A 22208-nucleotide genomic window follows, 5' to 3' on the forward strand; every position below is an offset into this window, starting at 1 on the left:
CGGTCAGCGTATTCGCTCCAGCGGAAGCCGGGCGCGCACTCTCCAGCCGCCTTCGTACGGACCGGTCGTGGCCTCCCCGCCGAGCAGCGCGGCCCGTTCCCGTATGCCGCGCAGCCCGCTGCCGCCGCCGACCGTGACGGCCGGCCGCTCCGGCATCGGGTTCGTCACCTCCAGATCGAGCCCGTCACCGGTCGCCTCCACCCGCACCCGGACCGGCACGGGGCCGCAGTGCCGCAGCACGTTGGTCAGGGCCTCCTGAAGGATCCGGTACCCCTCCCGGGTGACCGGCCCCGGCAGCTTCTCCAGCGCTCCGGTGAGCCGGGCGTCCACGGCGGACCCGGAGGCCCGCGCCGACTCCAGCAGCCGGTTCGCCTCCGCCAGGGTGGGCCGTTGCGAGGGCGGCTGCGTCGATTCCCGCAGCACCAGAAGCACCCGTTCCAGATCCTCCAGCGCGGCCCTGCCCGTCTCCTCGATCGCCTTCAACGCGCGGTCGGTGAAGGCGGGATCACCCGCTGCCCGCGCCGCCCCCGCCTGTACCACCGCCACGGTGAGGGCGTGCCCGATGGAGTCGTGCAGCTCCCGCGCGATCCGGGTCCGCTCCAGCAGCTGCTCGGTGCGCGCCTCCAGCGCGGTCAGCCGCTCGGCCGCCGAAGGCCCGAGCAGCCGCTGGGCGATCTTGGTGATCACCTCGCCGAGGAACACGACGACGGCGAAGAGCAGGATCACCGGCACCGGCGCCAGCAGCGCCGCGGCCCAGCGGGGCGGGGTGAACGGCAGCATCGGATTCTCTGTCAGCGAATGTCCCAGCGTGGTCGCGATGAGCTCGACGGTCATCACCGGAAGCGCGACCGTCGCGAACCAGGCCGCGCCCGCGATGACCAGCCGTATCTCCAGCCACAGCAGCGTCCGCCACCGGTCGCTCCAACGTGCCGACGGCGCCGCGCCGATGCTGCTGTCGGCGGATCCGCGGTCGGAGGGGGTCAGCAGGAACTGGGCCTGCAGCCCCTCGGCCAGCCGCACCCAGGGCACGAAGCCGAACGGTATGACGATCAGCAAGGGAGCCCACGGCCACCGGGGGTTGATGAACATCCAGATGGCGAGCAGCAGCAGGGGAACGCACAGGTGCAGCCAGCGCGAGTACGTCACCGGCCGGAACGGAGCACGGAGCAGTCGGTACATGCGTCCATCGTGGCAGTGGCCGGGCCACGGCCGTCTCCCCCACGTGGGGGAGACGGCACCCTCGCATGGGGGAGGGAAGAGGGTGGGGCGGCGGGCGAATCTGAATCCATGAACCGCGTCGAGATCCGAGAACTGACCAAGGACTACGGCACCAACCGTGTCGTGGACCACCTCACCTTCGATGTCCTGCCCGGTCGGGTGACCGGGTTCCTGGGCCCCAACGGCGCCGGCAAGTCCACGACGATGCGGTTGCTGCTGGGTCTCGACCGTGCCACCTCGGGCACGTCCACCATCGGCGGCCGCCGCTTCACCGACCTCCAGGCCCCCTTGCGCGAGGTGGGGGCTCTGCTCGATCCGCAGGCGCCCCACGGCGGGCGGACCGCCCACGACCACCTCCTCATGCTGGCCGCGAGCAACGGCATCGCGAGGGCGCGCGTGGGGGCGGTGCTGGAGCAGACCGGCCTGACGTCGGTGGCCCGACGGCGGGTCAAGACCTTCTCGCTGGGCATGCGCCAGCGGCTCGGGATAGCCGCCGCGCTGCTGGGTGACCCGGGGGTGCTCCTGCTGGACGAGCCGACGAACGGACTCGATCCCGAGGGCATCATCTGGATCCGTGAGCTGATGCGCGCTCTCGCCGCCGAGGGGCACACGGTCCTTGTCTCCAGTCACCTGATGGCGGAGACCGCTTCCTTCGTCGACCACTTGGTGGTGCTCGGGCAGGGCCGGCTGCTCGCCGACACCTCGATGGCGGAGTTCATCGACTCCCGCAGCACCCCCAGGGTCCGGCTGCGTACGTCCGACCCGGACGTCTTGCGGGCGGCCCTGGAGCGGGAGGGGCTGCGACTGGACGCCTCAGAGGACGGGCGGTGGACCGTGGACGGCATACAGGCCGGGGCGGTCGGGGCGCTCGCCGCCCGCGAGGGAGTCCCTCTGCTGGAGCTCGCCGACGAGCGGGCTTCGCTGGAGGAGGCCTACCTGGACCTCACGGCCGACCGCGCACCGTTCTCCTCCGCAGCAGCCTGACCACCCACCCGTCCCAGACCACCCGTGACCATCCATTCGTCCCTGACCGCATTTTCCGACCGACACTGAACGGAGGCCTGCCATGAGCGCGGCCGCCCTGCCCACACTTCCCGTCCTGCACTCGGAATGGATCAAGATACGGTCCGCCCGGTCGGTCCTCGGGTCCCTCATAGCCGTCTTCGTCGCCACGGCCGGCATCACGGCCCTCACCGCGGCCGCGATCGGAACGGCCGAGGCGGGTTCCATGGGGGAGGACCGGCTGCTCGGTGCGTTCTTCGGCATCAACTTCGGCCAGGTAGCGGCCATCGCCTTCGGCGCCACCGCCCTCGCCGGTGAGTTCCGGGGCGGAGCACTGCGGGTCTCGCTGACCGCCGTGCCGAACCGGACCCGGCTGTACCTCTCGAAGGTCGCCGTGATCGCCGCACTGGCCCTCCTCGTCGGGCAGGTCACCGGGCTGGTCACCTTCGTGGCGGGGCAGGCATTCATGGGCGAGTTCGCGCTCGGCCTCGGTGATCCGGGCACGCTGCGCGCGGTCTTCGGCAGCGGTGTCTACCTCATGCTGATGGCGCTGCTCTCCGCCGGTCTGACCGCGCTGGTGCGCAGCGGCACGCTCGTGATGAGCCTGGTCATACCCTTCATCCTGATCGTGCCCTTCGTCGTCGGCCAGGTCGTGGGCGGTGCCGGGCAGTTCATGCCCGACCGGGCGGGACAGCTCGTGATGCGGATGGACCCGCAGGGATCCCTGGGGCCGTGGAGCGGGCTCGGGGTGGCGGCCCTGTGGTCGCTGGCGGCGCTGGTGGCCGGCTGGATCGCGGTGCGGCGCCGGGACGCGTGACGGCACGCCAGTTGTCAGTGGGGGTCGGGATACTGACACCATGACCACGGCAGCGCATCTCGACACGATCGAACGGCTCCGGGCACGGGAGTTCCCGGCCGAGCCGGTCTGGTCCGGCGGGCGGAGCAGCGGCCCGGGATACCACTTGGTCCAGGTCGCCCGGACCGAGGGCTTCTGGGAGGACGACGGTTCTCGGCGGATCGAGGCGATCGACCAGATCAACGCCGAATACGGGGCGCTCACCCAGGCCCTGACCGACCGGTGGGGGGAGGCGCAGGTCTTCAGCCTCGTATCGCTGCTGGAGCGGGGGCTTGATGGTGAGGAGATACCCGAGCCGTGGGACGAGATGAGCAACACCACCGACCACGTGCACCTGTGGCGGGCCGGGGAACGGTGGCTGGTGGCCTACGTGGCGCAGAGGGACTCCGAGGACCCCTACCTGCTGATGGCGGGGGTCACCGTGATCGACCCGGCCTAGGGTCCCTCGGGGGATTCGGCGGCGGCGCGGAGGCGGCCGTATTCCTGGGCCATGGATTCGGCGGTCCAATGGGCGTTGAGGCCGCTGGGGTTGGGGAGGGCCCAGATGCGGGTGGAGCCGATGGTCCGCTCCTGGGGGCCGATCCGTGCCTTTCGCTCGTCGAAGGCGGTGCGGTAGGCGGTGACGCCCACGACCGCCAGCCATTGGGGGCGCAGGAGCTCCACCTTGGCCGTCAGGATGCGGCCGCCCTCGCGGAATTCCTCGGCGTTCAGCTCGTCGGCACGGGCCGTGGCCCGGGCCACGACGTTGGTGATGCCGAGGCGGTAGGTCAGCAGCTCCTCCTGTTCGGAGGGGGCCAGCCGGCGCGGGGTGAAGCCGGAGAGGTGCAGGACGGGCCAGAAGCGGTTGCCGGGGCGGGCGAAGTGGTGGCCCGTCGCGGCGGAGAGGAGACCGGGGTTGATGCCGCAGAAGAGCACACGCAGACCGCCCGTGACCACGTCCGGGAGGACGCGGTCACGGGCGGCGTTCAGCTCGTCGGGGGTCAGAGGATCGACCCCGGCGCGTACCCGGCGGCCTCCGGGTGCTGCTTGGCGATCGCCTCGATGCGCGAGACCACGGCCGCGACCTGGTCGCCCGCCGCGCCGGTGAAGGAGAGCTTGTCGGCCATCAGGGCGTCGAGCTGGGCACGGTCCAGCGGCATCCGCTCGTCGGCGGCCAGCTTGTCGAGGAGCTCGTTGCGCTCCGCGCCCTGTTCGCGCATGGCGAGGGCCGAGGCCACCGCGTGCTCCTTGATGACCTCGTGGGCGGCCTCGCGGCCGACCCCGGCACGCACCGCGCCCATCAGGACCTTGGTGGTCGCCAGGAAGGGGAGGTAGCGGTCCAGTTCGCGGGCGACGACGGCGGGGAAGGCGCCGAACTCGTCCAGGACCGTCAGGAAGGTCTCCAGCAGGCCGTCGAAGGCGAAGAACGCGTCCGGCAGGGCCACGCGGCGGACCACGGAGCAGGAGACGTCGCCCTCGTTCCACTGGTCGCCGGCCAGCTCGCCCGTCATCGAGGCGTAGCCGCGCAGGATGACCATCAGGCCGTTCACGCGCTCGCAGGAGCGGGTGTTCATCTTGTGCGGCATCGCGGACGAGCCGACCTGACCGGGCTTGAAGCCCTCGGTCACCAGCTCGTGGCCGGCCATCAGACGGATCGTCTTGGCGATGGAGGAGGGTGCCGCGGCCAGCTGGACCAGGGCGGTGACCACGTCGTAGTCGAGCGAGCGCGGGTAGACCTGGCCGACCGAGGTGAAGGCCTGGGCGAAGCCGAGGTGGGTGGCGATCCGCTGCTCCAGGTCGGCCAGCTTGGCGGCGTCGCCACCGAGCAGGTCGAGCATGTCCTGGGCGGTGCCGACGGGGCCCTTGATGCCGCGCAGCGGGTAGCGGTCGAGGAGGTTCTCCAGGCGGTCGTAGGCGACCAGCAGCTCGTCGGCGGCGGTCGCGAAGCGCTTGCCCAGCGTGGTGGCCTGCGCGGCCACGTTGTGGGAGCGGCCTGCCATGACCAGCTCGGCGTGCTCGCCGGCCAGCTTGCCGAGGCGGGCGAGGACGGCGACCGTGCGGTCGCGGGCCAGTTCCAGGGAGAGCCGGATCTGCAGCTGCTCGACGTTCTCGGTGAGGTCGCGGGAAGTCATGCCCTTGTGGACGTGCTCGTGACCGGCGAGGGCGTTGAACTCCTCGATACGGGCCTTCACGTCGTGCCGGGTGACCTTCTCGCGCTCGGCGATGGAGGCGAGGTCGACCGTCTCCAGGACACGCTCGTAATCGGCGAGGGCCGCGTCGGGGACCTCGATGCCGAGGTCCTTCTGGGCGCGCAGCACGGCGAGCCACAGCCGCCGCTCCAGCGTCACCTTGTACTCGGGGGACCACAGGACGGCGAGCTCCGCGGAGGCGTAGCGGCCGGCCAGGACATTGGGGATGCGGGGCTTGGCAGTCACGTGGAGGGATTCTACTTGGGCATCCGCTGTGCGTTTACGCAGGTAGGGCGGCCACCGCCGATTGTGCCTTGCTACGAGAGCGGCGAGCCTTCGTACGGCAGCAGCTCCGGGCGCTTGGCGGGCCGGCCGTCCCCGGAGGAGCGGCCCGTCAGGCGGCGGCCGACCCAGGGGAGCAGGTGCTGTCGGGCGAAGCTCAGGTCCTGGGCCCGGCGGACCGGCCACCCCGGGGGCGCCGCGGGGGCCAGTTCCGCGCGCCAGTCCTGCTCGGCGGGCAGGCCCAGCGTCTGCCAGACGGCCTCCGCCACCCTCCGGTGGCCCTCGGCCGTCAGGTGCAGCCGGTCGACGTCCCACATCCGCTGGTCCCCGAGGACGGGAGCCCCGTAGAGGTCCACGACCAGGGCGCCGTGCCGTGCGGCGAGCTCCTCGATGAGGGCGAACAGCTCTTCCATCCGGGGCCGGAAGCGCTCCATCACCGGCCCGTTGCGCCCCGGGGAGCGCATCAGGACCAGGCGCTTGCAGGAGGGGGCGAGGAGTTCCACGGCCGACTCCAGGTGGGCCCGGACCCGGCCCATGTCCACCTTGGGGCGCAGGGTGTCGTTCAGCCCGCCGACCAGGGTCACCACATCGGCGCCCATGGCCGCGGCCACCGGCGCCTGGTCCTCGGCGATCTGCCCGATGAGCTTGCCGCGGACCGCGAGGTTCGCGTAGCGGAAGCCCGGCTCGCGCGCCGCGAGGCGGGCGGCCAGCAGATCGGCCCAGCCCCGGTAGGAGCCGTCCGGGAGCAGGTCGGACATTCCCTCGGTGAAGGAGTCTCCGACCGCGACGAAACTGGTGTAGGACGCATTCATCTCCATGGCGGAGTGATGCTACCGCGCGGTAGCCCGGCCCCGCAGGGCCGGGGACCGCACCGTCAGGCGGAGGCGGGCCGTCCGAACAGCTCCCGCAGCACGTCCTCCATCGTCACCAGGCCCGTCATGGCACCGTCCGCCCCGAGGACCGCCGCCAGGTGCGTACGGCTGCGCCGCATCGCGGTCAGCACGTCGTCCAGCGGGGTCTCGGCGCGCACCTGCGCGATCGCCCGCAGGGCCGACACCGGGAAGGGCTCGTCCCGTGCCTCGACGTCCGCGTCCAGGGCGTCCTTGACGTGCAGGTAGCCCAGGATCCTGCGCTGCGCGTCGATCACCGGGAAGCGGGAGTACCCGGACTCGGCCGATAGCCGCTCCAGCCCGGCCGGCGTGATGCCCTCGCGGGCCGGCACCACCCGGTCCGCCGACAGCACCACATCGGTGACCGGCCTGCGCCCCAGCTCCAGGGCGTCGTGCAGGCGCTCGCTCGCCCGGTCGTCCAGGAGCCCCGCGTTGCTGGAGTCCTTGACCATCCGGGCCAGCTCGTCGTCGGAGAAGGTCGCCGCGACCTCGTCCTTCGCGTCCACCCGCAGCAGGCGCAGCAGGGTGTTGGCGAAGGCGTTGATCGCGAAGATCACCGGCCGCAGCGCCCGCGTCAGGGTCACCAGCGGCGGCCCCAGCAGCAGCGCGGTGCGCACCGGCTCGGACAGCGCCACGTTCTTCGGCACCATCTCGCCGAACAGCATGTGCAGGTACGTCGCCAGGGCCAGCGCCACCACGAAGGAGATCGCGTGCGTCACCCCGGACGGCACCCCGACGGCGTCCAACAGCGGGGTCAGCAGGTGCGCGATGGCCGGTTCGGCGACCACGCCCAGCACCAGGGTGCACAGCGTGATGCCGAGCTGGGCCGCCGCCATCAGCGCCGACACGTGCTCCAGGCCCCACAGGACGGCGCGGGCCCGCCGGTCGCCCTGCTCCGCGTACGGCTCGATCTGGCTGCGCCGGACCGAGATCAGCGCGAACTCCGCGCCGACGAAGAAGGCGTTGACGACCAGGGTCGCCAGGCCGATCAGCAACTGGATCGCCGTCATCGGCCCTCCTCCCCGTCCTTGTCGCCGGCCGACTCGGCCGGCATGTGCAGCAGTACCCGGGCGGCGCGCCGCCCGCTCGCGTCGACGACGTCGAGCTGCCAGCCGTCCAGTTCGAGGCTGTCGCCGACGGCAGGGATGCGGCCCAGCTCGGTGGCCAGGAGACCGGCCAGGGTCTCGTACGGGCCGTCCGGCACGCGCAGTCCGATCCGCTCGAGCTGGTCGGTGCGGGCGGCGCCGTCGGCGGAGTAGAGCAGGCGCCCGGAGGCGTCCGTACCGGCCGGGGCCAGGTCCGGGGTCTCGTGCGGGTCGTGCTCGTCGCGGACCTCGCCGACGACCTCCTCCACGATGTCCTCCAGCGTGGCCACCCCGGCCGTGCCGCCGTACTCGTCGATGACCACGGCCATGGTCTGCTTGCCGGACAGCCGGTCCAGCAGCCGGTCCACGGTCAGCGACTCCGGTACGAGGAGGGGCTCGCGCAGCAGCTGCGACACCGGGTAGTAGCGGCGCGTCTTCGCGGGCAGCGCCAGCACGTCCTTGATGTGGACGGTGCCGACGACGGTGTCCAGGCTGCCGCGGTAGACGGGGAACCGGGACAGGCCGGTGGCCAGCGTCGCGTTCGCCACGTCCTCGGCGGTGGTCTGCACGTCGAGGGCGGTGACCTGGACGCGCGGGGTCATCACGTTCTCCGCGGTCAGGTCGGCCAGGTTCAGGGTCCGCACGAACAGCTCGGCGGTGTCCTTCTCCAGGGCGCCCGCCTTCGCGGAGTGCCGCGCCAGGGCGACCAGCTCCTGCGGGGTCCGCGCGGAGGCCAGCTCCTCGGCCGGCTCCATGCCGAAGCGGCGCACCATGTGGTTCGCGGTGGTGTTGAGATGGCTGATCAGGGGCTTGAAGGCCCGGCTGAACACCCGCTGGAAGGTGGCCACGCGCTTGGCGATGGCCAGCGGGGAGGAGATCGCCCAGTTCTTGGGGACCAGCTCGCCGACGACCATCAGGACGACGGTCGACAGGACGGTGCCCAGGATCAGGGCGGTGGAGGAGGCGGCGCCGGCGGACAGCCCCATGGACCGGAACGGGCCCTCGAGCAGGGCGGCGATCGACGGCTTGGAGATCATGCCGATGACCAGGCCGGTCACGGTGATGCCGAGCTGGGCGCCGGACAGCTGGAACGTCAGGGTGCGGACGGCGGCCAGTGCGCTGTCGGCCCCGCGCTCGCCGCGCTCGGCGGCTTCTTCGAGCTCGCTGCGCTCGATGGTGGTCAGCGAGAACTCGGCCGCGACGAAGACTCCGCAGGCCAGACAGAGCAGCAGCGCCACGACGAGCAGGAGGACTTCGGTCATCGGTCGATCACCTCCGTCCCAGGATCTGCCAGGAGGAGGGGTATCGCGCGGTGTCGGGCACGGAGATGTCGTGGACTGGGAGGCTCGCCCATGGGCGGACGCTCACACCTTTCGTCGGAGAGGAGAGGGACTGGTGCCTACAGGGTAAAGGACGGGCAAAGAGATCGGATCATCCTTTTGTCCAGTCTCGCAGGGTGGAAGTCGGTGGCGGGCCGTCGGCCGGGCGTGCTTGGCTCCCGATCATGAACTCGCCTGAGCCTCAGCCCCTGTTCCGGCCCCTGCTCCGGCTTCGGACCGCCGTGCCTGCCGATGCCGAGGACGTGCTCGCTTTCTGGAAGGAAGCCGCGGAGGGCACGTCGATCACGGACGACGTGGCCGGCGTGACCCGGCTCGTCACGCGCGACCCCGACGCGCTGATCCTCGCGGAGGCGGACGGGATCCTGGTCGGATCGGTGATCGCGGGCTACGACGGCTGGCGGTGCTCGCTGTACCGGCTGGCCGTACTGCCCTCCCGGCGCAGGCAGGGGATCGCCACCGCGCTGCTGGAAGCGGCCGAGCGCCGCTTCCTGGCGGCGGGCGGCCGGCGCGGCGACGCGATGGTCCTGGAGGAGAACGAGCGGGCGCACCGGGCGTGGGCCGCTGCCGGGTACCGGCGGGAGGACCACTGGCGGCGGTGGGTGAAGCCGTTCGCCTAGGCGTGGGGCAGGAGGCTCAGTCCATGCGGCGGGCCGCGCCGATGACGCAGTACGAGGTCGGGAAGGCGGGGCCGCGCTCGGGCAGCCGGAAGCTGCGCTGCGAGACGATCCGGAATCCGGCGGCCTCGATCGAGGCGAGCGGGTCGCGGGCGGTGTGGCAGCCGCCGAAGAGGCGGGGCCAGACGGTCCGGTCCAGGGCACGCTGGACGGCGGCCATACCGGGGCCGGGGGCGCGGCCGTGCTCGAAGAAGCGCAGCTCGGCGCCGGGGCGGAGCACGCGGTGCAGTTCGGCGAGGGAGCGGGGCAGGTCCCGTACGGTGCACAGCACCAGCGAGGCGACGGCGGCGTCGAAGGCCTCGCTCTTGACCGGGAGGGCTTCGGCGGCGCCGGGTACGACGTCCACGGGGACCTCGGCGCGGAGCGCGGCGGAGGCCGCGAGACGGCGGAGGGTGCGTTCCGGTTCTACGGCGACGACCTCGGAGACGGCGCGGGGGTAGTGGGCGAAGTTGAGGCCGTTGCCGGCGCCGATCTCTATGACGCGGCCGGACACGCCGTGGAGGAGCTCGGTGCGGAGGGCGGCTACGCCAGCGCGGGCGTCGGCCGCGACGCTGAAGCGGGCGTAGAAGCGGGCGAAGAGGGGGTGGTGGACGGGGTCACGGGGGTGGCGCGGCATGACGGACCTCCGGGGGCGGCGGTGGGGGCCGGTACCTCCAGCGTGCCCGGTCGGCTGCGCCTCACGCTTGGCGGGGGCCCCGGGCTGCGCCCGGGCTTGCTGGGGCTCTGCCCCAGACCCCGCGCCTCAAGCGCCGGCGGGGCTGGGTTTGGCCCCGGCCGGGTGCGCGTGTGCGGGTCAAGGATCGGGGCTCCGCCCCGGGCCCCGCGCCTCAAACGCCGGCGAGGCTGAGAGATCGCCTCAAGCGCCGGCGGGGCTGGAGATGCCACCGGAGCTGGAAGGTCCCTCAAGCGCCGGCGAAGGTGGACTGGAAGGTTTCCGGGGACCAGGTGCCCCTCAGGGTGGGGGAGAGCCACGTGGGGGACTGGGTGCGGAACTGTGGTGGGGGGAGGGTGGAGGCGGATTCCGGGATGGCGCCCAGGAGGGGGGTGTCCGAGACCTTGGGGAGGTCCGCCAGGTTGCAGCGGGAGGCCAGGTCCGGGGAGGACGGCCAGCTGCCGACCACCACGCCCAGGGGGGTCAGGGACCGCGCGCGGAGGGCTTCCGCCGTCAGGGCGGTGGAGTTGAGGGTGCCGAGGCCGGCCGGGGCGACGATCAGGACCGGGGCCCCGAGGAGGCGGGCCGCGTCCGCCAGGGTGTGGCCCGCCTCGTCGAAGCGGACCAGGAGGCCGCCCGCGCCCTCCACCAGGACCAGGTCGTGGGAGAGGGCCAGCCGGGTCGCCGCCTCGGCGATGGCGGCCGGGGAGACCGTGGGCAGGCCCGCGCGGCGGGCCGCCGTGTCCGGGGCCAACGGCTCCGGGTAGCGGGCCAGTTCCGCCGCCGTGACGGAGGGGCCCGCCAGGCGGACCACCTCCGCGGCGTCCCCCGGCTCGTCCGGGCCGACACCCGTCTGGGCGGGCTTCAGCACCGCCACCGAGCGGCCGGCCGCCACCGCGGCGGCCGCGATCGCCGAGGTGACCACCGTCTTGCCGATCTCCGTGCCCGTTCCGGACACCATCAGTACCGACATACCGACTTTTCTCAGCCTTCCTGGGCCGCCGCGACCACCGCGCGGCAGATGCGGGCCACATCGTCGTCACCGGTGACGAACGGGGGCATCGTGTAGATCAGATCGCGGAACGGGCGCAGCCAGACGCCCTCCCGGACCGCGGCCCGGGTCGCCGCCGCCATGTCGACCTCGTGGTCGAGCTGGACCACGCCGATGGCGCCCAGGACGCGGACCTCCCGTACGCCGGGCAATCCCGCGGCGGCCGCCAGGCCTTCGCGCAGGCCCGCCTCGATGCGCTTGACCTCGGTCGGCCAGTCCTGGCCCAGGAGGAGGTCGATCGAGGCCAGCGCCACCGCCGTGGCCAGCGGGTTGCCCATGAAGGTCGGGCCGTGCGCGAGCACCGGGACCGAGCCCTGCGAGATGCCGTCGGCCACCCGCTCCGTGCAGAGGGTCGCGGCGAGGGTGAGGTAACCGCCCGTCAGCGATTTGCCGAGGCACATCACGTCCGGGGTGATCCCCGCGTGGTCGGCCGCGAAGAGCGCGCCCGTACGCCCGAAGCCCGTGGCGATCTCGTCGAGGACGAGCAGGACGCCGTACTCGTCGCACAGCTCGCGCAGCACCCGCAGGTGGTCCGGGTGGTGGAAGCGCATGCCGCCCGCCCCCTGCACCACCGGTTCCACGATGACCGCGGCCAGCTCGTCCGCGTGCGCGGCGATCAGGGAGCGCAGGTGGTCGCGGTACGCCGGGTCCACGGGGGTGTCGAAGCCGCCGGGCGGCGCGTCCGCGAAGACCTGCCGCGGCAGGTGGCCCTGCCACAGCTCGTGCATGCCGCCCTCGGGGTCGCAGACGCCCATCGGCTGCCAGGTGTCCCCGTGGTAGCCGCCGCGCCAGGTCAGCAGCCGGGTCTTGCCCGTCCGGCCGAGCGAACGCCAGTACTGGAGGCACATCTTGACCGCGACCTCGACCGAGACCGAGCCCGAGTCGGAGAGGAAGACGTGCTCCAGCCCCTGAGGGGTGATCTCCACCAGCCGGGCCGCGAGCCGGACGGCGGGCTCATGGGTGAGCCCGCCGAACATCACGTGCGACATACGGCTCAGCTGCGCGGTCGCGGCCTCGTTCAGCACCGGGTGGTTGTAGCCGTGGATCGCCGACCACCAGGAGGACATGCCGTCGACGAGCTCGTCGTGGCCCTGCCCCTGCCCGGACGGATCGGCGAGCCGCAGCCGCACCCCCGACGCGGAGGCGATGACCAGCGGCTCCTGCCGCCCGGGCATCGGACCGTACGGGTGCCAGACGTGCTGCCGGTCCAGCGCGAGCAGTTCCGCGCCGGCCGACACCGGCCGAAGCTGATCAGGCATTGGGGGCGAGATCCGTCCCCGCGCCACGGCGGCGGACCGCCACCAGATCGGAGCGCACCTCACCGGCCTCCGCCTGCGCCGGTACGGGCGCCGTCTCCGCGTGCCCGGAGCACCCGCCGCAGGCCGAACCGCACCCGGCTTCCGCCGCACCGTCGCCGGAGCCGGCCGAGCCGCAGAGGGAGGCGCCGCCGCCGTGCGAACCGCAGCCGCCCGCCGTGGCCGCCTCCGCCACGTCGGCCCGGTGGGCCGGGAGCGTGGTCGTACCGGCACCCTCCACCTCGAAACCGGCGTCCGCGATCATGTCGAGGTCGGCCTGTCCGGCCTGGCCCTCACTGGTGAGGTAGTCGCCGAGGAAGATGGAGTTGGCGATGTTCAGCGCGAGCGGCTGCATCGAGCGCAGGTGCACCTCGCGGCCGCCCGCGATCCGGACCTCCACGTCGGGGCAGACGAAGCGGACCATCGCGAGGATCCGCAGGCAGCGCTGCGGGGTGAGGTTCCACTCCTTGGCGAGCGGGGTGCCCTCGAAGGGGATCAGGAAGTTGACCGGCACCGAGTCCGAGTCCAGGTCCCGCAGCGCGTAGACGACGTCGACCAGGTCCTCGTCGCTCTCGCCCATGCCGGCGATCAGGCCCGAGCAGGCCGACAGGCCGGCGGCGTGCGCCTTCTGCACGGTGTCGACCCGGTCCTCGTACGTGTGGGTCTTGGTGATCTGCCCGTACGTCGCCTCGGAGGTGTTGAGGTTGTGGTTGTACGCGTCGGCGCCCGCTTCGCGCAGCCGCTCCGCCTGGCCGTCCGAGAGCAGGCCGAGGCACGCGCACACCTCGACGCCCTCGTTCTGTTCCTTGATCGCCGCGATCGTCTTGCCGACGCGCTCCACGTCCCGGTCCGTCGGCCCGCGGCCGCTCGCGACCAGGCAGACCCGCTTCGCGCCGCCCGCGACACCGGCCGCGGCGGCCTGGGAGGCCTCGTCCGGCTTCAGCCAGGTGTACTTGAGGATCTCGGCCTTCGAACCGAGCCGCTGGGAGCAGTACGAGCAGTCCTCCGGGCACAGGCCCGACTTCAGGTTGACCAGGTAGTTCAGCTTGACCCGACGCCCGAACCACTGGCGGCGCACCTTGCCGGCCGCGGCCACCACGTCGAGCAGTTCGTCGTCGGACGTCGCCAGTACGGCGAGCGCCTCTTCACGGGTCGGCAGCTCGCGCCGCAGCCCCTTGTCCACCAGGGTGTTCAGCAGGTCCATGCTGCCGATCCTGGACCACACCACCCATCCCGGCCAAGGAGAGATCGCACAACATGGCCGGTTGGGAGTGTGTGTATCGCCACACCTGACACTCAAGTCCCGGCGGCTAGGGTCGAGCAAAGTCCCGGCGCTTAGGGTCGGGCAGGTCTGTGGACTGCCGACAAAACAAGAGGACGCGCCGATGCCCCAGCCCACTCCCGATCCGGTGGACGTCTTCTCCTGGATCGACGCCGCGGAGAGCGCCCGCGAACGGGCCGGGCTCGTCCGCACGCTGCGCCCGAGACCGGCCGAGTCACCGCTCCTGGACCTCGCGAGCAACGACTACCTCGGTCTGTCCCGGCATCCGGAGACCGTCCGCGGCGCGCGGGAGGCGGCGCGGCGGTGGGGGGCCGGAGCCACCGGATCCCGTCTCGTGACGGGCACGACCGAGCTGCACGCGGAGCTCGAACACGAGCTCGCGGACTTCTGCGGATTCGAGGCCGCACTGGTCCTGTCCTCCGGATACGCGGCCAACCTGGCCGCCGTCACCGCGCTCAGCGACCGGGGCACGCTGGTCGTCTCGGACGCCGGGAACCACGCCTCGATCGTCGACGGCTGCCGCCTCTCGCGCGCCGAGACCGCCATCGTCCCGCACTCCGATCCGGACGCCGCGCGCAAGACGCTCGCCTCGCACGAGGGCCGGGCCCTGCTGGTCAGCGACTCCGTGTTCTCCGTCGACGGGGACGCCGCCCCGCTCGCCGGGTACGCCGCCGCCTGCCGGGACGAGGGAGCGGCCCTGGTCGTGGACGACGCGCACGGGCTGGGTGTGCTGGGAGAAGGCGGCCGCGGCGCGCTGCACGCCGCCGGGCTCGCGGGCGCGCCGGGGGTGGTGGCCACGCTGACCCTCTCGAAGTCCCTGGGCAGCCAGGGCGGGGCGGTGCTCGGTCCGGCCAAGGTCATCCGCCACCTGGTCAACACCGCGCGCACGTTCATCTTCGACACCGGGCTGGCCCCGGCCGCCGCGGGCGCGGCGCTGGCGAGCCTGCGCCTGCTCCGGCGGGAACCGGAGCGCGCCGGCCGCGCCCGCGAGGTGGCCGCCCAGCTGTACGGGCGGCTCACCGCGTCCGGCCTGACCGCGGCCCGGCCGGACGCGGCCGTGGTGTCGGTACGGGCCCCGTCGGCCTCGGCGGCACTGCAGTGGGCCGCCGACTGCCGCGAGGCAGGTCTGTCCGTGGGGTGCTTCCGGCCGCCGTCGGTGCCGGACGGCATTTCCCGGCTGCGGCTGACCGCCCGGGGGGATCTCACGGGGGAGGAGATCACCCGGGCCGTGGCGACGATCCTGCGGACCGCTCCGGCCGGAGCCACGGACCGGTAGGCGGAGCTACGGGAGCACGTCCGCCCGTACGGACGTCACGTCCGCCCGTACGGAAGTGAGGAAGCCGTCCCAGGCCGGCCCGGTGAAGAGCACGGCCGGGCCGTCCGTCCGCTTGGAATCGCGGACGGCCAGCAGGCCGCCGCCGAGGACGGCCGCTTCCACACAATTGTTCATTCCGGTGCTGCGGCTGCTCCGCCGCCACTGCGCGCTGATCAGAAGTCCGCTGATCGATAAGGGGGTTGCGGACACGGGGGTGCCTCCTTACGCGTCGTCAGCAAGTGAGCTGATGAGATCCGACGAGTCCTGGGGCGGGAGGGCGTGTTCCTGAATGGTGCGGAACGCGGCGCTGTACGCCTCTAGGTCTTCCTTCCGCTCCAGATAGAGGCTACTCGTCAAATGGTCGAGTACCACCACATCCAGATCGGCGATGTTCGGAAATGAGAAAATGACGAACGGACCGGTGAGGCCGAGATGACCCCCCACGCTGAACGGCAGCACCTGTAGCCGCACTTGGGGCAGCCGCCCCACCTCCACCAGGTGCCGCAGCTGCTCCGCCATCACCCCGGGCCCGCCGATCTGCCGGCGCAGCACCGCCTCGTCCAGTACGGCGCTCAGCTCCAGCGGAGGATCGGCCCGCAGCACCGACTGCCGGGCCAGCCGTACGTCGACCAGCGCGTCCACCTTCGGCTCGGGTAGCCCGCCCAGCGCGGCCCGGGTCACGGCCCGCGCGTACCCGGCGGTCTGCAGCAGTCCCGGCACCACGGACAGTTCCACGGTGCGTGCCGCCCGTGCCCCCGCCTCCAGGCTGATGAAGTCCCGGTACTCCTGGGGCAGCAGCCCCCGGTAGTCGTGCCACCACTGGCGGCCCCGCCCGGTGTCGCCGCCCGGGCCGGGACCGGCGGCCGAGGCGGACAGGGCCTCCAGCAGGGCGCGCTGCTCGGGGCTCACGATCTCCCCGTAGACGTCGAGGAGCAGGCGGATGTCCTCGGGCTTGACACCGCTGCGCCCCGTCTCGATGCGGCTGATTTTCGACTGGTGCCATCCGGCGATCCGGGCGGCCTCACCACTGGTGAGTCCGGACCGGTCGCGCAGGGCGCGCAGTTCCTCGCCGAGCTTGCGCCGACGCACCGCGGGACCGTGCTGCACACCCGCCTCCTTCCACCGGCACAGATCGCACCAGTCTGCCGTCCAAATACGCTCTTCCGTAGCAGAGTTCACCGCATTGAGCGACAGATATATGCATATCTTGGGGGAACGGCAGATGCGGCGGCACGAAGGGTGGCACTCTGGCGTCCAGCACAGATCCGGGGCCGCTCGGCCCCGGTGGGAAAGGGACCGTCGCCATGGCAGATCACCAGGAAGCATCCGTCACTCTGCCGAGCGATCCCGCCTCGGTCGCCGCCGCCCGACGCTACGTCGCGGAGGTGCTGGGCGAATGGGGACTTCCCGATGACGCCGAGACCGCCGACAGTGTCCGGCTGATCGTCTCGGAGCTCGCCACCAATGCCGTACAGCACACTTTCGGCCAGTCGCCGACCTTCACCGTGGACGTCAGGCTGGAGCGCGAGGAGTGGCTGCGCGTCGGCGTGACGGACAGCCACCCGCGCTGGCCCAAGCGGCTCCCCGCCGCCGTCCAGCAGGACAACGGCCGGGGCATGGTCATCATCCGCTGGCTCACCGCGGAGGCGGGCGGCCGCCTCTCGGTCAGCCCCACCGAGGACGGTGGCAAGACGGTCTGGATCGCCCTGCCCTGGACGGTCGCGGCGACGCCGGCGAAGACCGCCACCGGCTGCTGAGAACGGGCTCAGACGAGGCCGCGCTCCACCGCGCCGCGTTCGATGCACAGCTCGTTGCCCTCGGGGTCGGCGAGCACGACCCAGCCCATGACGCCGTCCTCCGCCCGCTGGTCGTCCACGACCTTCGCGCCGAGTGCCACGAGGCGCTCGACGGTCTCGTCCCGGGTGCCGGTGGCGGGCTGGATGTCCAGGTGCACCCGGTTCTTGACGGCCTTGGCGTCCGGTACCCGGATGAACAGCAGGCCCGGCACGTTCGGCTGCGCGGGGTCGAGCAGGACCTGGTCGTCCCCCTCGACGTCGTCGGGGTGGATCGGGAAGCCGGTCACGGCGGACCAGAACTCGGCGATCTTGTAGGGCTCGTGAGCGTCGAAGGTGATGTGCCGGACGGGGTTGACGAACATGCGTCTCCTTGGTCGGTGTTCCGTGTGGTCCTCCGTATACGGAACGGGGCCCGGGCGGCAACCGGATTTGAACCGGGTACCTCCCCGAAACGTGGGTTAACGCGGCGGAAAAGCGCGGCGCATACCGTGGCGCCACGCCCTTCCGCCAATGATCACCCATGATCCGGTAAAGCGGCGGTGGTCGGGACGGAAAGCCTTTCTCTGCGTTGGGCAAGACACGCTTGGCTCGGATATGCGCAGGTCAACAAAGTGTTGACGGCCGATAGGGTCGCCCCGGCGCGATGTTGATCTTGTCCCGGAAACTTGGTGATACGTGTGCAACTGACACCGCACGAGCAGGAAAGACTGCTCATCCACGTGGCCGCGGACGTGGCCGAGAGGAGACGGGCACGAGGGGTGCTGCTCAACCACCCCGAGGCCATCGCGCTCATCACCTGTCACATCCTCGAAGGCGCCCGTGACGGACGGACCGTGGCCGAGCTCATGGCCTCCGGCCGCACCGTGATCGGCCGCGAGGAGGTCATGGAGGGGATCCCCGAGATGATCCACGACGTCCAGGTCGAGGCGACCTTCCCGGACGGCACCAAGCTCGTCACCGTCCACGACCCGATCGTCTGAAGAGGAGCAATCCGCATGATCCCCGGCGAAATCGCCTTCGGGGACGGTCCGGTGCTCCTCAACGAGGGCCGCCCCGTCACCCGCCTCACCGTGCTCAACGCCGCCGACCGGCCCGTCCAGGTCGGCTCCCACTACCACTTCGCCGAGGCCAACCCCGGCCTCGACTTCGACCGTTCCGCCGCGCGCGGGCAGCGGCTCAACATCGCGGCCGGCACCGCCGTCCGCTTCGAGCCGGGCATCCCGGTCGCCGTGGAACTCGTACCGCTGACCGGGCTGCGCACCGTACCGGGACTGCGCGGGGAGACCGGAGGTCCGCTCGATGGCTGAGATCTCCCGCCAGGTGTACGCCGACCTCTTCGGGCCGACCCGGGGCGACCGGATCCGGCTCGCCGACACCGACCTCTTCGTCGAGATCGAACAGGACCTCAGCGGCGGGCCCGGACGGGCCGGCGACGAGGCCGTCTTCGGCGGCGGCAAGGTGATCCGCGAGTCCATGGGGCAGGCCCGCACCACCCGCGCCGAGGGTGCTCCCGACACAGTGATCACCGGCGTCGTGATCCTCGACCACTGGGGCATCGTCAAGGCCGACCTCGGCATCCGCGACGGCCGTATCTGCGGCATCGGAAAGGCCGGCAACCCCGACACCATGGACGGCGTGGACCCGGCGCTCGTCATCGGCCCCGAGACCGAGATCATCGCGGGCAACGGGAAGATCGTCACGGCCGGCGCCATCGATGCCCACGTCCACTTCATCTCCCCGACCGTCGTCGAGGCGGCCCTCGCGTCCGGGATCACCACCCTCGTCGGCGGCGGCACGGGACCCGCCGAGGGCTCCAAGGCCACCACGGTCACCCCCGGACCCTGGCACCTGGCCCGGATGTTCGCGGCGCTGGAGGCCTACCCCGTCAACATCGGCCTGCTCGGCAAGGGCAACACCATGTCCCGCGAGGCCATGCACTCCCAGCTGCGCGGCGGCGCCCTCGGGTTCAAGATCCACGAGGACTGGGGGTCCACCCCCGCCGTCATCGACGCCTGCCTGAGCGTCTGCGACGAGACCGGCGCCCAGGTCGCCATCCACACCGACACCCTCAACGAGGCCGGATTCGTCGGCGACACCCTCGCGGCGATCGCCGGGCGGACCATCCACTCGTACCACACCGAGGGCGCGGGCGGCGGGCACGCACCCGACATCATCACCGTGGTCTCCGAGCCCAACATCCTGCCCAGCTCCACCAACCCCACCCGGCCGCACACCGTCAACACCGTCGAGGAGCACCTCGACATGCTGATGGTCTGCCACCACCTCAACCCGGCCGTCCCCGAGGACCTCGCCTTCGCCGAATCCCGGATCCGGCCCTCGACCATCGCCGCCGAGGACGTCCTGCACGACCTCGGGGCCATCTCGATCATCTCCTCCGACTCCCAGGCCATGGGACGCGTCGGTGAGGTCGTCCTGCGCACCTGGCAGACCGCCCACGTGATGAAGAAGCGGCGCGGCTTCCTCCCCGGCGACGGACCGGCCGACAACCAGCGGGCCCGCCGCTACGTCGCCAAGTACACGATCAACCCCGCCGTCGCCCAGGGACTCGCCCGCGAGATCGGCTCCGTCGAGACCGGCAAACTCGCCGACCTCGTGCTGTGGAACCCGGCGTTCTTCGGGGTCAAGCCCGAGGTGGTCATCAAGGGCGGCCAGATCGCCTACGCGCAGATGGGCGACGCCAACGCCTCCATCCCCACCCCGCAGCCGGTCCTGCCCCGCCCGATGTTCGGCAGCCACGGGCGCGCGCCCGCCCTGGGCTCCCTCAACTTCACCGCGCAGGCCGCCCTCGACGACGGACTGCCCGAACGCCTCGGGCTCGGCAAGCAGTTCACGGCCATCGAGAGCACCCGGAAGGTGGGCAAGGCGGACATGCGCAACAACGACGCGATGCCGAGGGTCGAGGTCGACGCCGACACCTTCACCGTCACCATCGACGGGGAGGCCGTGGAGCCCGCGCCCGCCGCCGAACTGCCCATGGCACAGAGATACTTCCTCTTCTGATGAGCCTCGCCGCACTGCTCGTCCTCGCGGACGGCCGATTCCCCGCCGGGGGCCACGCGCACTCCGGCGGGGCCGAGGCCGCCTGCAAGGCGGGCCGGATCCACGACGCCGCCACCCTGGAGGACTTCTGCCGGGGCCGGCTGCACACCGCCGGACTCACCGCCGCCGCGCTCGCCGCGGCCGGCGCCCTCGGGCTCGACCCGGCGGAGCTCGAAGCCGCCGCCGATGCCCGCACCCCCTCGCCCGCGCTGCGCACGGCGGCCCGGCGGCTCGGCCGGCAGCTGCTGCGCGCCGCCCGGGCCACCTGGCCCCACCCCGAGCTGGAGGCACTGGCCGCCGCGTTCCCGCGGGGCGCCCACCAGCCCGTGGTGCTCGGCCTCACCGCCCGGGCGGCGGGGCTCGGGCCGCTCGACGCCGCGCACGTGGCGGCGTACGAGAGCATCGGCGGCCCGGCGACCGCGACCGTGCGGCTGCTGGGCCTGGACCCCTTCGAGGCGAGCGGGGTCCTGGCCCGGCTCGCCCCCGAACTCGACGCCGTGGCGGCCCGGGCGGCCGAGGCCGCGCACCGGGCGCGCTCCGACGGCACGGACTGCCTGCCCGCGGCCTCCTCGCCCCTGCTGGAGATCGCGGCCGAGGTCCATGCCGACTGGCCGGTACGCCTCTTCGCCTCCTGAGCGCCCCGACCGGCCACCCAGACCACTCCCGAGGAGAACCCCCAGCATGCATCTCGACCACGGCGTGACCTACCCCCACCGGCACACCCACAGCGCCGAACCGGTCCGCGCCGACGGCACCCGGCGCGCCCTGCGCATCGGACTCGGCGGCCCCGTCGGCTCCGGCAAGACCGCCACCGTCGCCGCCCTGTGCCGCGCCCTGCGCGCCGAACTGTCCATGGCGGTCGTCACCAACGACATCTACACACGGGAGGACGCCGAGTTCCTGCTCCGCGAGGCGGTGCTGCCGCCCGAGCGGATCGCGGCCGTCGAGACCGGTGCCTGCCCGCACACCGCCATCCGCGACGACATCTCCGCCAACCTGGAGGCGGTGGAGGAGCTGGAGGACAGCGTCGGACCGCTCGACCTGATCCTCGTCGAGTCCGGCGGCGACAACCTCACCGCCACCTTCTCCCGGGGACTGGTCGACGCGCAGATCTTCGTCATCGACGTGGCCGGCGGGGACGACATCCCGCGCAAGGGCGGCCCCGGCGTCACCACCGCCGACCTGCTCGTCGTCAACAAGACCGACCTCGCCCCCCACGTCGGCTCCGACCTGGACCGGATGGCCCGCGACGCCGCGGACCAGCGCGGTGAACTGCCCGTCGCCTTCCAGTCGCTGCGCGGCCCCGAAGGGGTGGCCCCGGTGGCCGCCTGGGTGCGCGAGCGGATCGCCGCCTGGATCGTACGGTGACCAGCGCGCCCCCCGTCGAGGTCACGGCCCCGCCGGCCACGGGCCTGCGCGCCACCGCCCGCATCCACGCGGCCGCCGACGGGCGGGGCGGCACCGCCCTCCCGCTGCTGGCCGGGGAGGGCCCGCTCGCGCTGCGCCGCACCCGGGGCGCGGGGCCCGAGGCCGGGGTCATGCTGGTCGGCGCGATGACCGCCCCGCTGGGCGGTGACCACCTGACCGTGGAGGCCACCGCCGGGCCCGGGGCGCACCTCGCCCTCGCCTCGGCGGCGGCCACCCTGGCCCTGCCCGGCCGGCGCGGCGAACCCGCGCGGTACGACGTACGCCTCACCGTGGAGGAGGGGGCTTCGGTGCGGTGGCTGCCGGAGCCGCTGGTCTCCGTGCGCGGCAGCGACCTGCGTGTGCACACCCGGGTCCAACTGGCACCCTCCGCACGGCTGCTGCTGCGCGAGGAGCAGGTGCTGGGCCGCTGCGGGGAGGCCCCGGGCCTGCTGCGCAGCCGGCTCACCGCCACCCGCGGCGGCCGCCCCCTGCTGGACCAGGAGCTGACCTGCGGGCCCGGCGCGCCCGGCGGCTGGGACGGCCCGGCCGGACTCGCGGGCCACCGGGCACTGGGCCAACTCCTGGTCGTGGACCCTGCCTTCGAGCAGGCCCCGCCCGCCGCCGGCGTGCTGGGGGAGTTCGCCGCGGTCACCCCGCTGGCCGGCCCCGCGGTGCTCGTCACGGCCCTCGCCCCGGACGCCCTGCGGCTGCGCGAACTGCTCGACGGGGCCGCCCGCACCTACGGCCCGCCGCGGCAGGCGTAGTTACGGACGAATCAGACACCGCTCAGCGGTACACGTCTCTCCGGTTATCGGGTTGGCAAAGAACTGGAGCC

General features: G+C 72.6%; 25 protein-coding genes. 12 read left to right on the top strand and 13 right to left on the bottom strand.

From position 1 onward, the window contains the following. Positions 1-3 precede the first annotated feature (3 nt). Complete coding sequence (locus ACGFYU_RS03420) at positions 4-1179, bottom strand: sensor histidine kinase (protein WP_393825538.1); 1176 nt, start codon at positions 1177-1179, stop codon at positions 4-6. Positions 1180-1287: 108 nt separating this feature from the next. Between ACGFYU_RS03420 and ACGFYU_RS03425 the strand changes: the two genes are divergently transcribed. The 3 genes from ACGFYU_RS03425 to ACGFYU_RS03435 all read left to right on the top strand — a co-directional run bounded on the left by ACGFYU_RS03425 (position 1288) and on the right by ACGFYU_RS03435 (position 3515). Continuing rightward, positions 1288-2202, top strand: coding sequence for an ATP-binding cassette domain-containing protein (locus tag ACGFYU_RS03425; RefSeq protein ID WP_393825539.1), 915 nt, complete (start codon positions 1288-1290; stop codon positions 2200-2202). 82 nt (positions 2203-2284) lie between these two features. After that, positions 2285-3037, top strand: coding sequence for an ABC transporter permease subunit (locus ACGFYU_RS03430; RefSeq protein WP_393825540.1), 753 nt, complete (start codon positions 2285-2287; stop codon positions 3035-3037). A gap of 40 nt (positions 3038-3077) precedes the next feature. Next, positions 3078-3515, top strand: coding sequence for a hypothetical protein (locus ACGFYU_RS03435; protein WP_393825541.1), 438 nt, complete (start codon positions 3078-3080; stop codon positions 3513-3515). Here ACGFYU_RS03435 and mug read toward each other — a convergent pair. From mug to ACGFYU_RS03460, 5 genes are all read right to left on the bottom strand, one after another. Then, positions 3512-4060, bottom strand: coding sequence for a G/U mismatch-specific DNA glycosylase (gene mug, locus ACGFYU_RS03440; protein WP_393825970.1), 549 nt, complete (start codon positions 4058-4060; stop codon positions 3512-3514). The two genes, ACGFYU_RS03435 and mug, sit on opposite strands and share 4 nt — an antisense overlap. Further along, on the bottom strand, positions 4057-5490 hold the full coding sequence (purB, locus tag ACGFYU_RS03445) for an adenylosuccinate lyase (protein WP_393825542.1): 1434 nt from the start codon (positions 5488-5490) through the stop codon (positions 4057-4059). The genes mug and purB overlap by 4 nt, the downstream gene beginning before the upstream one ends. A gap of 71 nt (positions 5491-5561) precedes the next feature. Further along, positions 5562-6344, bottom strand: coding sequence for an SGNH/GDSL hydrolase family protein (locus ACGFYU_RS03450; protein WP_393825543.1), 783 nt, complete (start codon positions 6342-6344; stop codon positions 5562-5564). A gap of 56 nt (positions 6345-6400) precedes the next feature. Beyond that, entirely contained in the window at positions 6401-7426 is a 1026-nt protein-coding gene (locus tag ACGFYU_RS03455) for a hemolysin family protein (RefSeq protein ID WP_393825544.1), read from the bottom strand. After that, the gene (locus ACGFYU_RS03460) at positions 7423-8763 is read right to left on the bottom strand and encodes a hemolysin family protein (protein ID WP_393825545.1); all 1341 of its coding nucleotides are present in this window, start codon (positions 8761-8763) and stop codon (positions 7423-7425) included. The genes ACGFYU_RS03455 and ACGFYU_RS03460 overlap by 4 nt, the downstream gene beginning before the upstream one ends. A 242-nt stretch (positions 8764-9005) precedes the next feature. Here ACGFYU_RS03460 and ACGFYU_RS03465 point away from each other — a divergent pair, with 242 nt between their 5' ends. After that, positions 9006-9458, top strand: coding sequence for a GNAT family N-acetyltransferase (locus ACGFYU_RS03465; protein WP_393825546.1), 453 nt, complete (start codon positions 9006-9008; stop codon positions 9456-9458). 16 nt (positions 9459-9474) lie between these two features. Here the strand turns inward: ACGFYU_RS03465 and ACGFYU_RS03470 are convergent, their stop codons facing one another. The 4 genes from ACGFYU_RS03470 to bioB all read right to left on the bottom strand — a co-directional run bounded on the left by ACGFYU_RS03470 (position 9475) and on the right by bioB (position 13717). Beyond that, positions 9475-10131 (bottom strand): class I SAM-dependent methyltransferase, encoded by a 657-nt coding sequence (locus tag ACGFYU_RS03470; RefSeq protein WP_393825547.1) that lies wholly within the window; start codon positions 10129-10131, stop codon positions 9475-9477. A gap of 286 nt (positions 10132-10417) precedes the next feature. After that, the gene (gene bioD, locus ACGFYU_RS03475; protein WP_393825548.1) at positions 10418-11140 is read right to left on the bottom strand and encodes a dethiobiotin synthase; all 723 of its coding nucleotides are present in this window, start codon (positions 11138-11140) and stop codon (positions 10418-10420) included. Between the two features lie 11 nt (positions 11141-11151). Continuing rightward, positions 11152-12477, bottom strand: a complete 1326-nt coding sequence (locus ACGFYU_RS03480; RefSeq protein ID WP_393825549.1) for an adenosylmethionine--8-amino-7-oxononanoate transaminase — start codon at positions 12475-12477, stop codon at positions 11152-11154. Next, the gene (gene bioB / locus ACGFYU_RS03485) at positions 12470-13717 is read right to left on the bottom strand and encodes a biotin synthase BioB (protein WP_393825550.1); all 1248 of its coding nucleotides are present in this window, start codon (positions 13715-13717) and stop codon (positions 12470-12472) included. Before bioB ends, ACGFYU_RS03480 begins: the two co-directional genes overlap by 8 nt. 181 nt (positions 13718-13898) lie before the next feature. Here bioB and ACGFYU_RS03490 point away from each other — a divergent pair, with 181 nt between their 5' ends. Then, the gene (locus ACGFYU_RS03490; protein ID WP_393825551.1) at positions 13899-15071 is read left to right on the top strand and encodes an 8-amino-7-oxononanoate synthase; all 1173 of its coding nucleotides are present in this window, start codon (positions 13899-13901) and stop codon (positions 15069-15071) included. A gap of 6 nt (positions 15072-15077) precedes the next feature. Here the strand turns inward: ACGFYU_RS03490 and ACGFYU_RS03495 are convergent, their stop codons facing one another. Together ACGFYU_RS03495 and ACGFYU_RS03500 are read right to left on the bottom strand one after the other, a co-directional pair. Then, a complete protein-coding gene (locus tag ACGFYU_RS03495; RefSeq protein ID WP_393825552.1) occupies positions 15078-15320 on the bottom strand; it encodes a DUF397 domain-containing protein in 243 nt (80 codons plus the stop codon). A 12-nt stretch (positions 15321-15332) separates the two neighbouring features. Beyond that, on the bottom strand, positions 15333-16217 hold the full coding sequence (locus ACGFYU_RS03500) for a helix-turn-helix domain-containing protein (protein ID WP_393825553.1): 885 nt from the start codon (positions 16215-16217) through the stop codon (positions 15333-15335). A 197-nt stretch (positions 16218-16414) separates the two neighbouring features. Between ACGFYU_RS03500 and ACGFYU_RS03505 the strand changes: the two genes are divergently transcribed. Continuing rightward, on the top strand, positions 16415-16867 hold the full coding sequence (locus ACGFYU_RS03505; protein WP_393825554.1) for an ATP-binding protein: 453 nt from the start codon (positions 16415-16417) through the stop codon (positions 16865-16867). 8 nt (positions 16868-16875) lie between these two features. On the opposite strand, the gene ACGFYU_RS03510 is transcribed toward ACGFYU_RS03505, so the two are convergent. Continuing rightward, positions 16876-17268, bottom strand: coding sequence for a VOC family protein (locus ACGFYU_RS03510; protein ID WP_393825555.1), 393 nt, complete (start codon positions 17266-17268; stop codon positions 16876-16878). A gap of 315 nt (positions 17269-17583) precedes the next feature. On the opposite strand from ACGFYU_RS03510, the gene ACGFYU_RS03515 reads away from it, so the two are divergent. From ACGFYU_RS03515 to ACGFYU_RS03540, 6 genes are read left to right on the top strand one after another with little or no spacing between them, the layout of a single operon-like run. Continuing rightward, on the top strand, positions 17584-17886 hold the full coding sequence (locus tag ACGFYU_RS03515; RefSeq protein ID WP_393825556.1) for an urease subunit gamma: 303 nt from the start codon (positions 17584-17586) through the stop codon (positions 17884-17886). Between the two features lie 15 nt (positions 17887-17901). Continuing rightward, complete coding sequence (locus ACGFYU_RS03520) at positions 17902-18213, top strand: urease subunit beta (RefSeq protein ID WP_393825557.1); 312 nt, start codon at positions 17902-17904, stop codon at positions 18211-18213. Beyond that, positions 18206-19927 (top strand): urease subunit alpha, encoded by a 1722-nt coding sequence (locus ACGFYU_RS03525; RefSeq protein ID WP_393825558.1) that lies wholly within the window; start codon positions 18206-18208, stop codon positions 19925-19927. Before ACGFYU_RS03520 ends, ACGFYU_RS03525 begins: the two co-directional genes overlap by 8 nt. Then, the gene (locus ACGFYU_RS03530) at positions 19927-20601 is read left to right on the top strand and encodes an urease accessory protein UreF (RefSeq protein ID WP_393825559.1); all 675 of its coding nucleotides are present in this window, start codon (positions 19927-19929) and stop codon (positions 20599-20601) included. The genes ACGFYU_RS03525 and ACGFYU_RS03530 overlap by 1 nt, the downstream gene beginning before the upstream one ends. Positions 20602-20647: 46 nt before the next feature. Beyond that, positions 20648-21334 carry an urease accessory protein UreG gene (gene ureG / locus ACGFYU_RS03535; protein WP_393825560.1) on the top strand — a complete coding sequence of 229 codons (687 nt, stop codon included), beginning with the start codon at positions 20648-20650 and terminating at the stop codon, positions 21332-21334. Next, positions 21331-22137 carry an urease accessory protein UreD gene (locus ACGFYU_RS03540; RefSeq protein ID WP_393825561.1) on the top strand — a complete coding sequence of 269 codons (807 nt, stop codon included), beginning with the start codon at positions 21331-21333 and terminating at the stop codon, positions 22135-22137. The genes ureG and ACGFYU_RS03540 overlap by 4 nt, the downstream gene beginning before the upstream one ends. Positions 22138-22208 lie beyond the last annotated feature (71 nt).

The sequence above is a fragment of the Streptomyces sp. NPDC048337 genome (assembly GCF_043201175.1).
In the GTDB taxonomy this organism is placed as follows: domain Bacteria; phylum Actinomycetota; class Actinomycetes; order Streptomycetales; family Streptomycetaceae; genus Streptomyces.